A 13,436-nucleotide genomic window follows, 5' to 3' on the forward strand; every position below is an offset into this window, starting at 1 on the left:
CTTCACACCGAAGGGAACCTGTGAACAAGGACGACGAGAGCGGCGAGCACCCCCGCCCGCGGTCCGAGCCGGCCGGAGCCACCGCTCCCGACAGCGGAAAGCCGCAGCGGCCACAGGAAGGCGGCGGCATCCTGATGGGCCGCATCTTCGGCGTGCCCGTGTACGTCGCCCCCAGCTGGTTCCTGGTCGCGGCCCTCATCACCTGGGTCTTCGGCGGCCAGATCGAGCGGGTCCTGCCCGAGCTCGGCAACGCCCGCTACCTGGTCTCCCTCTTCTTCGCGGTCGCCTTCTACGCCTCGGTGCTGGTCCACGAGCTGGCCCACACCGTCGCCGCGCTCCGCTTCAAGCTCCCGGTGCGCCGCATCCAGCTCCAGTTCTTCGGCGGCGTCTCCGAGATCGAGAAGGAGTGCGAGACCCCCGGCCGCGAGTTCGTCCTCGCCGTCGTCGGCCCCCTGCTCTCCCTGGTCCTGGCCGGCGCCTTCTACGCCGCGATGTACGCCGCCGAGCCCGGCACCGTCCCCGGGGTCCTGCTCGCCGGCCTGATGATCTCCAACCTCATCGTCGCCGCCTTCAACCTGCTGCCCGGCCTCCCGCTCGACGGCGGCCGGATGCTCCGCGCGGTCGTCTGGAAGATCACCGGCAAGCCCATGAGCGGCACGGTCGCCGCCGCCTGGGTCGGCCGCGCCCTCGCCGTCACCGTGCTCATCGGCCTGCCGCTGCTCACCCACACCGGCGCCCTCGGCAACGACACCCGGGAGATCAGCGGCCTGGAGACCGTGATGGACGCGCTCCTCGCCGCCATCCTGGCCGCCATCATCTGGACCGGCGCCGGCAACAGCCTCCGCATGGCGCGGCTGCGCGAGCACCTCCCCGAGCTCCGCGCCCGCACCCTCACCCGGCGCGCCGTCCCCGTCGGGTCCGACACCCCGCTCTCCGAGGCGCTCCGCCGCGCCAACGAGGCCGGCGCCCGGGCCCTCGTCGTCGTGGACGGCCAGGGGGAGCCCACGGCCCTCGTCCGCGAGACGGCCATCGTGGGCGTCCCCCAGCACCGCCGCCCCTGGGTCGCCGTCGGCGGCCTCGCCCAGGACCTCACCGAGGGCATGAGGGTTCCCGCGGACCTCGCCGGCGAGGCGCTCCTGGACAAGCTGCGGACAACTCCGGCCACCGAGTACCTGGTGGTCGAGGAGTCCGGCGAGATCTACGGGGTGCTGTCCACCGCCGATGTCGAGCGGGCCTTCGTCCAGGCCATGGCACGGCCGGGTTCCTGAAGCCCATACACTGGTCACATGTCCGAACCGACCGGTGCCGCCCGCCGTCGCGGGCCCTTCGAGGTCGGGGACCAGGTCCAGCTCACCGACCCCAAGGGACGCCACTACACGTTCACGCTCGAGGCCGGGAAGAATTTCCACACCCACAAGGGTTCCTTCCCGCACGACGAGCTGATCGGTGCTCCCGAGGGCAGTGTTGTCCGTACCACGGGAAACGTCGCCTACCTCGCGCTGCGCCCCCTGCTCCCCGACTACGTCCTGTCCATGCCCCGCGGCGCCGCCGTGGTCTACCCCAAGGACGCGGGGCAGATCCTGGCCTTCGCCGACATCTTCCCCGGCGCGCGCGTCGTCGAGGCGGGGGTGGGCTCCGGCTCGCTCAGCAGCTTCCTGCTCCGCGCCATCGGCGACAGCGGCATGCTGCACTCCTACGAGCGCCGCGAGGACTTCGCCGAGATCGCCAGGGGCAACGTCGAGCGCTACTTCGGCGGCCCGCACCCCGCCTGGCAGCTCACCGTGGGCGACCTCCAGGACAACCTCTCCGACACCGACGTCGACCGGGTCATCCTGGACATGCTCGCCCCCTGGGAGTGCCTGGAGGCCGTCTCCAAGGCCCTCGTCCCGGGCGGCATCCTCTGTTGCTACGTGGCGACCACCACCCAGCTGGCCCGCACCGTGGAGTCCATCCGCGAGATCGGCTGCTACGCCGAGCCGCAGCCCTGGGAGTCGATGATCCGCAACTGGCACGTGGAGGGCCTGGCGGTCCGCCCCGACCACCGGATGATCGGCCACACCGGCTTCCTGGTCACCGCACGCCGCCTCGCGGACGGCGTGGAGCCCCCGATGCGCCGCCGACGCCCCGCCAAGGGCGCGTACGGCGAGGACTACGAGGGCCCCAACAAGGGCTGACAGAGGCAGACCACGGGGAACGACACCCCGGCAACGCGGCGGCGCCGCCGTCGAGTTCCCGCCACCTGCGGGGAACTCGACGGCGGCGCCCTCACGTTCGCGCACCGGGGCACGGCCGGCGGTGCGCGACCCCCCGGTTCCGCACCGGTGTGACATATGGCACGATGCTGGCCACGCCACCGCACAGCCCACAGGAGACACCCCGCGTGCAGACCTCCGCCGTCCCGGACCTCGCGCACACCCACGCCCGCCCCGTGCACTGGCTCGCCACCGCCGCGGCGACGGCCGCGGTCGTCGCCGCCGCCGGGATGCTCCAGCCCGGTTCCGCCACCGCCTCCCAGACGGGCGGAATCCGGACGGCGGCCGCGCCCGCCCCGGCCCCCGCACCCGACCCCGCGGCGGTGACCTACCCGCTCGAATGCGGCGGCGCGCCCGGCGTGGTGGCACGGCGGGCGACGGGGGACCTCGACGGGGACGGCCGCCCCGAGACGGTCGTGGCGGCGCACTGCCGAGCGGGTTCCGGGACGCCGCCGAGCGGTGTGTACGTGCTGGCCCGGGGCTCCGGCAACGGCGCCGCGGCGGCGCCGCGCGTGGTGGCCACGCTGGTGGACCCGGCCGAGCGGCGCAGCGTCGGCGGGCTCGCCGTCCGTGACGGGGCGGTCACGGCGACCCTGTTCGGGTACTCCTCACCGGACGTACCGAGCTGCTGTCCCGATCAGCGGGAGACGGTCAAGTGGCGGTGGGAGGGCGACAAGTTCGTCCGGTCCGCCGCGGCCGCCGCCACGGGTGCGTGACCGGTCACTCCGCGTCAGGGCCGTAGACCTCGACCCTGTCCGAAACGCGCCGTACGTGGATGCAGTCGCCGGGGCACTCCTTGGCGGAGTCCACGACGTCCTGGAGGAGCGGCAGCGGCACGGGCGTGGTGGCGCCCGGGTCCTGGAGGAGTTCGTCGTCGGCGCTCTTCACGTACGCGAGACCGTCGATGTCCAGCTCGAAGACCTCGGGGGCGTACTGCGCGCAGATCCCGTCCCCGGTGCAGAGGTCCTGGTCGATCCAGACCTCCAGGGCCTCGCCGGCGCCCGTGGTCGGAGCCTCGTGCTGCACGGTCATGTTCCTGCCTCTGGTGTGGTAAGTCGGGCCAACCCTGACGGGTGTTGACCACCCCGACGATACAACCGCCCGCTTTCGAATGTTGATGGGTGGGTATCCCCCTGATGCGAGGGAGAGCGCAAGGGTGAAGATCGGACACACCCCGAGAGTCTTTGTGATCTAGGGGTTTCAATCATCACCAGCCCAGGTAGGGTCAGAAAGCGTCCAGCTCCCCTTGGAGGAGGTGAGGACCGTGGCAGCCCACGACGACGACATCAACCGCGGCATCCGGCCGGGGCGGGGGTCTGAAGACCCTGCCGGCCAGGTTGCCTATCTCGAGCAGGAAATCGCCGTCCTGCGACGTAAGCTCGCCGACTCTCCGCGTCACACGAGGATTCTCGAGGAGCGGATCGTCGAGCTGCAGACCAACCTGGCCGGCGTGTCCGCACAGAACGAGCGACTCGCCAATACGCTCCGTGAGGCCCGCGACCAGATCGTGGCCCTCAAGGAGGAGGTCGACCGGCTCGCGCAGCCGCCGGCCGGCTTCGGTGTCTTCCTGCAGGCGAACGAGGACGGCACCTGCGACATCTTCACCGGGGGCCGCAAGCTCCGGGTGAACGTCAGCCCCAGCGTCGAGCTCGACGAGCTCCGGCGCGGCCAGGAACTGATGCTCAACGAAGCGCTGAACGTGGTCGAGGCCATGGAGTTCGAGCGCGCCGGGGACATCGTCACCCTCAAGGAGATCCTCGAGGACGGCGAGCGCGCCCTGGTGATCGGGCACACCGATGAGGAGAGGGTGGTGAGGCTCGCCGAGCCGCTGCTGGACATCACCATCCGCCCCGGCGACGCCCTGCTGCTGGAGCCCAGGTCCGGTTACGTCTACGAGGTGATCCCGAAGAGCGAGGTCGAGGAGCTCGTCCTCGAAGAGGTCCCGGACGTCGACTACACGAAGATCGGTGGTCTGGGGAACCAGATCGAGCTGATCCGCGACGCGGTCGAGCTTCCGTACCTCTACCCCGACCTCTTCCAGGAGCACGAGCTGCGGCCGCCGAAGGGCATCCTTCTGTACGGTCCGCCCGGCTGCGGCAAGACGCTGATCGCGAAGGCGGTCGCCAACTCCCTTGCCAAGAAGGTCGCCGAGGTGACCGGGCAGCCCGCGGGGAAGAGCTACTTCCTCAACATCAAGGGCCCCGAGCTCCTCAACAAGTACGTCGGCGAGACCGAGCGGCACATCCGCCTGGTCTTCCAGCGCGCTCGTGAGAAGGCGAGCGAGGGCACTCCGGTGATCGTCTTCTTCGACGAGATGGAGTCCCTCTTCCGCACCCGCGGCTCCGGTGTCAGCTCGGACGTGGAGAACACCATCGTCCCCCAGCTGCTCGCCGAGATCGACGGTGTGGAGGGCTTGGAGAACGTCATCGTCATCGGCGCCTCCAACCGCGAGGACATGATCGACCCCGCGATCCTCCGGCCCGGCCGGCTCGATGTGAAGATCAAGATCGAGCGTCCGGACGCGGAGGCCGCGAAGGACATCTTCGCCAAGTACCTGACACCGTCGCTGCCGCTGCACGCGGACGACCTGGCGGAGCACAATGGGTCCAAGGAAGCCGCGGCCCAGGCGATGATCCAGTCGGTCGTGGAGCAGATGTACGCGGAATCCGAGGAGAACCGGTTCCTCGAGGTCACCTACGCCAACGGTGACAAGGAAGTCCTGTACTTCAAGGACTTCAACTCCGGCGCGATGATCCAGAACATCGTCGACCGGGCGAAGAAGATGGCCATCAAGGCCTTCCTCGACCACAACCAGAAGGGTCTGAGGGTCTCCCACCTCCTCCAGGCGTGCGTGGACGAGTTCAAGGAGAACGAGGACCTGCCGAACACCACCAACCCGGACGACTGGGCCCGGATCTCCGGAAAGAAGGGCGAGCGGATCGTGTTCATCCGCACGCTCGTCACCGGAAAGCAGGGCGCCGACACCGGTCGCTCCATCGACACGGTGGCGAATACCGGTCAGTACCTGTAGATCGCATTCCGGCTGCGGGTGCCCGGGAATTCCCCGCCCACGGCGGGGGAGGGCATCCGCGGCCGGCTGCTTTCACCGGCCCCTGGCCATCGTTCCGACGACACCGCAGCAATGACGCAATTGATCTCCCCACCAGCGCAGAGGCGTTCTAGGCTCTTCCGTACCGCCCAGTCGCGCAGTGCGGGGACGGGCACCGCACACGCATCTCGGAAGCAGCGGTACTTGAGCGCCGTTCCCGGACGGGGACGCCGCCGGGCAAGGAGGGCCGCATGACCGTACGGCGAGTAATGGGCATCGAGACGGAGTACGGGATCTCCGTCCCCGGCCACCCGAACGCCAATGCCATGCTCACCTCGTCCCAGATCGTCAACGCCTACGCGGCGGCGATGCACCGGGCGCGGCGCGCCCGCTGGGACTTCGAGGAGGAGAACCCGCTGCGGGACGCCCGCGGCTTCGACCTCGCCCGCGAGGCCGCGGACTCCAGCCAGCTCACGGACGAGGACATCGGCCTGGCCAATGTGATCCTCACCAACGGCGCACGGCTCTACGTCGACCACGCGCACCCCGAGTACAGCTCGCCCGAGGTCACCAATCCCCGGGACGCCGTGCTGTGGGACAAGGCCGGCGAGCGGATCATGGCGGAGGCCGCGGAGCGGGCGGCCCAGCTGCCCGGCGCCCAGCCGATCCACCTCTACAAGAACAACACCGACAACAAGGGCGCCTCCTACGGCACGCACGAGAACTACCTGATGAAGCGGGAGACCCCGTTCTCGGACATCGTGCGCCACCTGACGCCCTTCTTCGTCTCCCGGCAGGTCGTCACGGGCGCGGGCCGCGTCGGCATCGGCCAGGACGGCCACGAGCACGGTTTCCAGATCAGCCAGCGCGCGGACTACTTCGAGGTCGAGGTGGGGCTGGAGACCACCCTCAAGCGGCCCATCATCAACACCCGCGACGAGCCGCACGCGGACGCGGAGAGGTACCGCCGCCTCCACGTGATCATCGGTGACGCCAACCTCTCCGAGATCTCGACGTACCTCAAGCTGGGCACCACGGCCCTGGTGCTGTCGATGATCGAGGACGGGTTCATCACGGTCGACCTCGCCGTCGACCAGCCGGTGCGCACCCTGCACCAGGTCTCGCACGACCCCTCCCTCCAGTACCTGATCACGCTCCGCAGCGGCCGGACACTCACCGCCGTACAACTCCAGATGGAGTACTTCGAGCTGGCCCGCAAGTACGTCGAGGAGCGGTTCGGCGCCGACGCCGACGAGCAGACCAAGGACGTGCTGGCCCGGTGGGAGGACACGCTGAGCCGGCTGGAGAGCGACCCGATGAGCCTGGCGGGCGAGCTGGACTGGGTGGCCAAGCGGGAGCTGATGGAGGGCTACCGGCGCCGTGACGACCTGGACTGGGACGCGGCGCGCCTCCACCTGGTGGACCTGCAGTACGCCGACGTGCGCCCCGAGAAGGGCCTGTACAACCGTCTGGCGGCCCGCGGGAGGATGAAGCGGCTGCTGGACGAGGACGCCGTCACACGGGCCCAAGCGAAGCCTCCTGAGGACACCAGGGCCTACTTCCGGGGCCGCTGCCTGGAGCAGTACGCCGACGACGTGGCCGCGGCCTCCTGGGACTCGGTGATCTTCGACCTGCCGGGCCGTGACTCGCTGCAGCGGGTGCCCACGCTGGAACCGTTGCGCGGTACACGTAACCACGTGAAGGAGCTGCTGGACCGCTGCCGCACGGCCGAGGACCTGGTCCGGGTGCTGTCCGGCCGCTGACCGCGGCCGAGTACACGTGCGAAAACGCGCTTGGCCCGGAGATCTCCCGGGAATCATGGGACTACTCCCTGGACGTTGGAGAAAGTGCAGGGCCGATGTCAGACCGTCCTTGTAGGGTCTGATCTTGAGAGACCGAACCAAGCGGGCAAACCGAGCGGGGTGAGGGATATGGCGACCAAGGACACCGGCGGCGGGCAGCAGAAGGCCACACGTTCCACCGAGGAGGTCGAGGAGCAGGCGCAGGACGCGCAGGCCTCCGAGGACCTCAAGGAGCGCCAGGAGAAGCTGTCCGACGACGTCGACTCCGTGCTCGACGAGATCGACGACGTCCTCGAGGAGAACGCCGAGGACTTCGTACGGTCCTTCGTGCAAAAGGGCGGACAGTAGAGCTCGTTGTCCCTTCCGGTGCCGCCGGCGAAAGCCGTCGGCACCGGGACGGATGACCGGCGACGGCACGGGTAAGGTCCGTGCACAGCACGCATGATCGGCCCGACCGCCGCAGCGGCGGGCCGCCGCCTCATTTCGGAAGGAAACGCGTGGAAGCCAACCCTCGTAGCATCGGGCGTCTGCCGGCAGCCTTCCTGACGCCCGGCTCCTCCTCGTTCATGGACTTCCTGGCCGACCACTCGCCCGAGCTGCTGCCCGGCAAGCGGACCTTGCCGCCGCTGCAGGGCGCCATCGAGGCGCCGCACGGCACGACCATCGTCGCCACCAGCTTCCCCGGCGGCGTGGTGCTCGCCGGTGACCGGCGCGCCACGATGGGCAACATGATCGCCCAGCGCGACATCGAGAAGGTGTTCCCGGCCGACGAGTACTCGGCCGTGGGCATCGCGGGCACCGCCGGCCTCGCCGTGGAGATGGTCAAGCTCTTCCAGCTGGAGCTGGAGCACTTCGAGAAGGTCGAGGGCGTGCAGCTCTCCCTGGAGGGCAAGGCGAACCGCCTGTCCACGATGATCCGCAGCAACCTGGGCATGGCGATGCAGGGCCTGGCCGTGGTGCCGCTCTTCGCCGGCTGGGACGTCGACCGCGAGAAGGGCCGGATCTTCAGCTACGACGTGACGGGCGGCCGGTCCGAGGAGCACGGCTTCGCGGCCACCGGTTCCGGTTCGATCTTCGCCCGGGGCGCGATGAAGAAGCTCTACCGTGACGACCTGACGGAGCAGCAGGCCATCACGCTGGTCGTGCAGGCGCTCTACGACGCCGCGGACGACGACTCGGCGACCGGCGGCCCGGACGTGGCCCGGCGGATCTACCCGATCGTCACGGTCATCACCGACGAGGGCTTCCGGCGGCTCACCGAGGCCGAGTCCTCCGAGACCGCCCGCGCGATCCTGGAGCGCCGCCTCGAACAGCCCGACGGCCCGCGCGCCGCGCTGCTCTGATGTTTGCCCACCTGAAGAAAGGGACGGATAGCCGGTGACGACGCCGTTCTATGTCTCGCCCGCACAGGCCATGCAGGACCGGGCGGAGTACGCCCGCAAGGGCATCGCCCGTGGACGCAGCCTGGTTGTGCTGCAGTACGCCGACGGCATCGTCTTCGTCGGTGAGAACCCGTCCCGTGCGCTGCACAAGTTCAGCGAGATCTACGACCGGATCGGTTTCGCCGCGGCCGGTAAGTACAACGAGTACGAGAACCTGCGGATCGGCGGGGTGCGCTACGCGGACCTGCGCGGCTACACCTACGACCGCGACGACGTGACGGCCCGTGGACTGGCCAACGTCTACGCCCAGACGCTGGGCACCATCTTCTCCAGCGCTGGCGAGAAGCCCTACGAGGTGGAGCTGGTCGTCGCCGAGGTGGGCACCTCCCCGGAGGGCGACCAGATCTACCGGCTGCCGCACGACGGATCGATCGTCGACGAGCACGGTTCGGTCGCGGTCGGCGGCAACGCCGAGCAGATCAGCAGCTTCCTCGACCAGCGGCACCGCGACGGGATGTCGCTCGCCGAGGCGCTGAAGCTGGCCGTGCAGGCGCTGTCCCGGGACACCAACGGCAGCGAGCGGGAGATCCCCGCGGAGCGGCTCGAAGTGGCGATCCTGGACCGCACCCGCCCGCAGCAGCGCAAGTTCAAGCGGATCGTCGGCCGGCAGCTCTCCCGGCTCCTGGAGGCGGACGCCTCGGCCTCCACCCCGACGGACGCGCCCTCGGACGAGGAGCCGGAGGAGTCGGAGGACTGACCCCCGGCTCGCGCACGAGTGCCCCGGACCGCCGGCGCGGTCCGGGGCACCGGCGTGTCAGGGGGCCGGAGGCGGCCCCGAGGAGCCGCGGGGCATCAGGGTGACCGGAAGGTCGCCGCGCTCCGGTGGACGGCCCTCCAGGACGTCCAGGAGGGCCGTCATGCCGCGCTCCCCGATCCGTTCGGCGGGCAGCCGCACCGTGGTCAGCTCCGGCTCCACCGCCGTGGCCAGCGCCAGGTCGTCGAACCCGGTGACCGACACGTCCTCCGGAACCCGTAGCCCCAGCCGCCGCACCGCCTTGCACGCGCCCGCCGCCACGATGTCGTCGTCGCACACCAGGGCGGTGGGGCGCGGCCCCGGCGCGGTCAGCGCGCGCTCGGCCGCCTCGCGGGCGCCGTTCACCTCCAGCGGCGCCGGGACGGTCCGTACGCCGACTCCGGGGACGCCGCCCAGGCACGCGGCCAGGGCCCGGCCGCGCACGTCGAAGGTCCAGGACGGCACGGCGGACGACAGGTGCACGAAGCGGCGGTGACCGAGCGCCAGCAGATGGTCCGTCACCTGCCGCATGCCGTCGGCGATGTCGAGGTTCACATGGGCGGCGGCGTCCGAGTCGGCGGGGTCGCTGTCGAGCATCACCAGCGGCAGGTCGGTGCCGCGGATCGCCCTCAGCGCGTCGGCGGCCATGGAGGAGGCGATCACCCCGTCCAGGGCCGCGCGGGCGGAGGCGAACGGGTCCCGTGCCGGGCCGACGCCCTCCGGGGAGGGGTACAGGACCACGCCGAAACCGTGCCGGGCGGCCACGGCCGCGGCGCCCGTGTAGACGCGGGCGAAGAACTCGTTGGTCAGTGCGGGCACCACCAGCAGCGCGGTCCTGGTCCGCCCCAGGCGCAGGTTGCGGGCCGCCAGGTTGGGCCGGTAGCCGAGTTCGCCGGCCGCGTCCCGCACCAGCCGGGCGGTGCGCTCCGAGACCCGCCCGCGCCACTTGTCGCCCAGCACCAGGGACACGGTCGCCTGCGAGACGCCCGCGACCCGCGCGACGTCCCGGCTGGTGGGGCGTGCGGCGCCGGCGCCCGCCACGGGGGCGCCCCCGGCCGCGGGGGCCCCGGTCCCCGGGGCGTCGCCCGGTCCGGTGCCGGGCCCGTCCGCCCGCCGGGGTGCCGGGCCGGGAACCGCTGGGTCCGGGTGGTGCACGCACGCCTCCGCTTCGACGATCACGACCGCGAGGTGGACCCGCGGGATGCCGTCATGGTACGTATGACGGAGGACGTTATACGTAAAACCCCGGTGATCGCCGGGGGAGAGGGGCAGCACATGGCCGCCGCACCGGGCGGGTACGCCGACATCCTGAAGGCGCCTCATGCCGCCAGGCTCCTCATAGGGACCCTCGTCGGACGCCTCCCCAACGGCACGGCACCCATCGCGATCATGATGTTCACCCGCGCCGAGGGCGGCAGCTACAGCCTGGCCGGCGGGCTCGCCGCCGTGTACGGGGTCGGCAACGCCATCGGGCAGCCCCTGCTCGGCCGTGCCGTGGACCTGCACGGGCAGCCCCGCGTGCAGTTCCCGGCGGCCCTGGTGTCCGCCCTCGGCATGGTGGTGCTGGTGCTGGCCGGTACGGAGCCGCTCCCGCTCGCCTACGCGGCCGTCGCGGTCGCCGGCCTCTTCACCCCGCCCCTGGAGGGCGGCCTGCGGGCCCTGTGGCCGAGCGTCCTGGGCCGCGAGGACCGGGTCCACCGCGCGTACGCCCTGGACGCGGTCGCGCAGGAGATCATGTTCACCGTCGGCCCCCTGCTGGTCACGCTGCTCGTGGCGCTCCGGTCGCCCGCCGCCGCGCTGCTGGTCATCAACGCGATCGGGGTGCTCGGCGCCCTCTCCGTCGTCCTGTCCGAGCCCTCCCGCGCCTGGCGCTCCGCGCCCCGCGAGGCCCACTGGCTCGGCGCGCTGCGGTCGCCCGGGCTGCTCGCCCTGCTCGGCGCGTTCTTCTTCGTCGGGCTCGCCATGGGTTCCATCGCCGTCGCCGGGATCGCGTACGCGGAGGGGCACGGCAACGAGTCCGTCTACGGCTGGCTGATGGCCGCCCTGGGCCTCGGCGCGCTCATCGGTGGTGTGGCGTACGGGGCGCGGCAGTGGGCGGGCGCGCCGGAGAGCCGGCTGCGGGTCCTCGTCGGACTGCTGGCGCTGGGCTACCTGCCGCTGACCCTCACCCCGGGCGTCGTGGCGATGACGGCCCTGGCCGCCCTCGCGGGCGTGTTCCTGGCGCCCGCCATCGCGTGCGCGTTCATCGTCGTCGACCGCCACGCCCCGCGCGGCACGGTCACCGAGGCCTTCTCCTGGCTGGTCACCACCTTCGGCGTGGGCGCCGCCGCCGGAACGGCCGTCGCCGGACCGGTGGTCCAGCTGTCCGGCACCACCGCGAGTTTCGCCGTGGCGGTGGCCGGCGGATTCGCCGCTCTGCTGGTCCTCGTGGCCACCCGGCGCGTACTGGCGGTTCCCCTCCACCGGCCGCGACACACCGGAGATGTCGTGGCGGCATCGGAAAATGATCGAAACGGTGCCGTCGAACCCGGTTTCAGCACAGGGCATCAGGCGTAATGTTCAGTCATGGACCGCCGCATTTTCGGGCTGGAGAACGAGTACGGCGTCACGTGCACGTTCAGGGGACAGCGCCGACTGTCTCCTGACGAAGTGGCGCGCTACCTCTTCCGCCGTGTCGTGTCATGGGGCCGCAGCAGCAACGTCTTCCTGCGGAACGGCGCCCGCCTCTACCTCGACGTGGGTTCGCATCCGGAATACGCAACTCCAGAATGCGACAACGTGACCGAACTGGTCACTCACGACAAGGCCGGCGAGCGCATTCTCGAGGGTCTGCTCGTCGACGCCGAACGCCGCCTGCACGAGGAGGGAATCGCGGGCGACGTCTATCTCTTCAAGAACAACACCGACTCGGCGGGAAACTCCTACGGCTGCCACGAGAACTATCTCGTCGCCCGCCACGGGGAGTTCTCGCGGCTCGCGGACATCCTCATTCCCTTCCTCGTCACCAGGCAGCTGCTCTGCGGCGCCGGGAAGGTGCTGCAGACCCCGCGCGGCGCCGTCTACTGCGTCAGCCAGCGGGCGGAGCACATCTGGGAGGGCGTCAGCTCCGCGACGACCCGCTCCCGGCCCATCATCAACACCCGCGACGAGCCGCACGCGGACGCCGAGCGGTACCGCCGGCTCCACGTCATCGTGGGCGACTCGAACATGTCCGAGACGACCATGCTGCTGAAGGTCGGCGCCACCGACCTCGTCCTGCGCATGATCGAGGCCGGCACGGTGATGCGCGACCTCACCCTGGAGAACCCGATCCGGGCGATCCGCGAGGTCAGCCACGACATCACCGGGCAGCGCAAGGTCCGGCTCGCCAGCGGGCGGGAGGCCTCCGCGCTGGAGGTGCAGCGCGAGTACTACGAGAAGGCCGCCGACTTCGTCGACCGGCGCGGCATCCGCACGGGCACCGTCGCGCAGGTCCTGGAGCTGTGGGGCCGGACGCTGGACGCCATCGAGCAGGAGGACCTCGACCGGATCGGCACCGAGATCGACTGGGTCATGAAGTACAAGCTGCTGGAGCGCTACCGCGCCAAGCACAACATGACCATGTCGCACCCGCGGGTCGCGCAGATAGACCTCGCGTACCACGACATCCACCGTCGGCGCGGGCTCTACTACCTGCTGGAGAAGAAGGGGCAGGCCGCCCGGATCTGCAACGACCTGAAGATCTTCGAGGGCAAGTCGGTGCCCCCGCAGACCACCAGGGCGCGGCTGCGCGGAGACTTCATCCGCCGGGCGCAGGAGCAGCGGCGGGACTTCACCGTCGACTGGGTGCACCTGAAGCTCAACGACCAGGCGCAGCGGACCGTGCTGTGCAAGGACCCCTTCCGGTCGGTCGACGACCGGGTGGAGAAGCTCATCGCCGGCATGTAGCGGCCGGAGCCGGCCCTCCCGGCCGGTCCGGTCGCCCGCCCGTGGCCCCCGCGGCCCCGGGACGACGAGTCCGCCCCGTGGCCCGCGCGGCCCGGGGCGGTCCGGCGTTCCGGGGCCGTGCGCGGTGCTGCCCGGTCGTGCGCGGCGGGGGCGGGGAGCACCGCGTGGCGACCCCGCTGTCACCGGGCGGAGGGCGGGCGGAGAGCGGGCGCGACGGGTCCGTACGCGTCG

Annotated in this window: 12 protein-coding genes; 10 read left to right on the top strand and 2 right to left on the bottom strand. The window is 70.9% G+C overall.

Annotated elements, in window-relative coordinates:
* The first annotated feature begins 20 nt into the window (after positions 1–20).
* The 3 genes from A4V12_RS11080 to A4V12_RS11090 all read left to right on the top strand — a co-directional run bounded on the left by A4V12_RS11080 (position 21) and on the right by A4V12_RS11090 (position 2,968).
* Positions 21–1,268, top strand: coding sequence for a site-2 protease family protein (locus A4V12_RS11080; RefSeq protein WP_064069111.1), 1,248 nt, complete (start codon positions 21–23; stop codon positions 1,266–1,268).
* 18 nt (positions 1,269–1,286) lie between these two features.
* A complete protein-coding gene (locus tag A4V12_RS11085) occupies positions 1,287–2,174 on the top strand; it encodes a tRNA (adenine-N1)-methyltransferase (protein ID WP_064069112.1) in 888 nt (295 codons plus the stop codon).
* Between the two features lie 206 nt (positions 2,175–2,380).
* Positions 2,381–2,968 carry a hypothetical protein gene (locus A4V12_RS11090; protein ID WP_064069113.1) on the top strand — a complete coding sequence of 196 codons (588 nt, stop codon included), beginning with the start codon at positions 2,381–2,383 and terminating at the stop codon, positions 2,966–2,968.
* Between the two features lie 4 nt (positions 2,969–2,972).
* Here the strand turns inward: A4V12_RS11090 and A4V12_RS11095 are convergent, their stop codons facing one another.
* Entirely contained in the window at positions 2,973–3,284 is a 312-nt protein-coding gene (locus tag A4V12_RS11095; protein ID WP_064069114.1) for a ferredoxin, read from the bottom strand.
* 232 nt (positions 3,285–3,516) lie between these two features.
* Between A4V12_RS11095 and arc the strand changes: the two genes are divergently transcribed.
* The 5 genes from arc to prcA all read left to right on the top strand — a co-directional run bounded on the left by arc (position 3,517) and on the right by prcA (position 9,242).
* Complete coding sequence (gene arc, locus A4V12_RS11100) at positions 3,517–5,283, top strand: proteasome ATPase (RefSeq protein WP_064069115.1); 1,767 nt, start codon at positions 3,517–3,519, stop codon at positions 5,281–5,283.
* A 269-nt stretch (positions 5,284–5,552) separates the two neighbouring features.
* Positions 5,553–7,064 (top strand): depupylase/deamidase Dop, encoded by a 1,512-nt coding sequence (dop, locus tag A4V12_RS11105; protein ID WP_079136970.1) that lies wholly within the window; start codon positions 5,553–5,555, stop codon positions 7,062–7,064.
* A 168-nt stretch (positions 7,065–7,232) separates the two neighbouring features.
* On the top strand, positions 7,233–7,451 hold the full coding sequence (locus A4V12_RS11110) for a ubiquitin-like protein Pup (RefSeq protein ID WP_016325855.1): 219 nt from the start codon (positions 7,233–7,235) through the stop codon (positions 7,449–7,451).
* 149 nt (positions 7,452–7,600) lie between these two features.
* Positions 7,601–8,446: a proteasome subunit beta gene (prcB, locus tag A4V12_RS11115; RefSeq protein WP_064069117.1), complete on the top strand. Its 846-nt coding sequence runs from the start codon at positions 7,601–7,603 to the stop codon at positions 8,444–8,446.
* 34 nt (positions 8,447–8,480) lie between these two features.
* Positions 8,481–9,242: a proteasome subunit alpha gene (prcA, locus tag A4V12_RS11120; RefSeq protein ID WP_064069118.1), complete on the top strand. Its 762-nt coding sequence runs from the start codon at positions 8,481–8,483 to the stop codon at positions 9,240–9,242.
* Between the two features lie 57 nt (positions 9,243–9,299).
* Here prcA and A4V12_RS11125 read toward each other — a convergent pair whose 3' ends face one another.
* Positions 9,300–10,319 (bottom strand): LacI family DNA-binding transcriptional regulator, encoded by a 1,020-nt coding sequence (locus A4V12_RS11125; protein ID WP_064069157.1) that lies wholly within the window; start codon positions 10,317–10,319, stop codon positions 9,300–9,302.
* A gap of 234 nt (positions 10,320–10,553) precedes the next feature.
* Between A4V12_RS11125 and A4V12_RS11130 the strand changes: the two genes are divergently transcribed.
* Both A4V12_RS11130 and pafA read left to right on the top strand, forming a co-directional pair.
* Complete coding sequence (locus A4V12_RS11130; RefSeq protein ID WP_064069119.1) at positions 10,554–11,834, top strand: MFS transporter; 1,281 nt, start codon at positions 10,554–10,556, stop codon at positions 11,832–11,834.
* A gap of 9 nt (positions 11,835–11,843) precedes the next feature.
* On the top strand, positions 11,844–13,205 hold the full coding sequence (gene pafA, locus A4V12_RS11135; RefSeq protein WP_064069120.1) for a Pup--protein ligase: 1,362 nt from the start codon (positions 11,844–11,846) through the stop codon (positions 13,203–13,205).
* Positions 13,206–13,436: the final 231 nt, after the last annotated feature.

This window comes from Streptomyces noursei (assembly GCF_001646665.1).
Lineage (GTDB): Bacteria > Actinomycetota > Actinomycetes > Streptomycetales > Streptomycetaceae > Streptomyces > Streptomyces lavendulocolor.

Bases quoted from the DNA above. Each gene is read 5' to 3' on its own strand.
- A4V12_RS11085 (WP_064069112.1), top strand. From the start codon at position 1,287: ATGTCCGAACCGACCGGTGCCGCCCGCCGTCGCGGGCCCTTCGAGGTC.
- A4V12_RS11095 (WP_064069114.1), bottom strand. From the start codon at position 3,284: ATGACCGTGCAGCACGAGGCTCCGACCACGGGCGCCGGCGAGGCCCTG.
- dop (WP_079136970.1), top strand. From the start codon at position 5,553: ATGACCGTACGGCGAGTAATGGGCATCGAGACGGAGTACGGGATCTCC.
- A4V12_RS11110 (WP_016325855.1), top strand. From the start codon at position 7,233: ATGGCGACCAAGGACACCGGCGGCGGGCAGCAGAAGGCCACACGTTCC.
- A4V12_RS11130 (WP_064069119.1), top strand. From the start codon at position 10,554: ATGGCCGCCGCACCGGGCGGGTACGCCGACATCCTGAAGGCGCCTCAT.
- pafA (WP_064069120.1), top strand. From the start codon at position 11,844: ATGGACCGCCGCATTTTCGGGCTGGAGAACGAGTACGGCGTCACGTGC.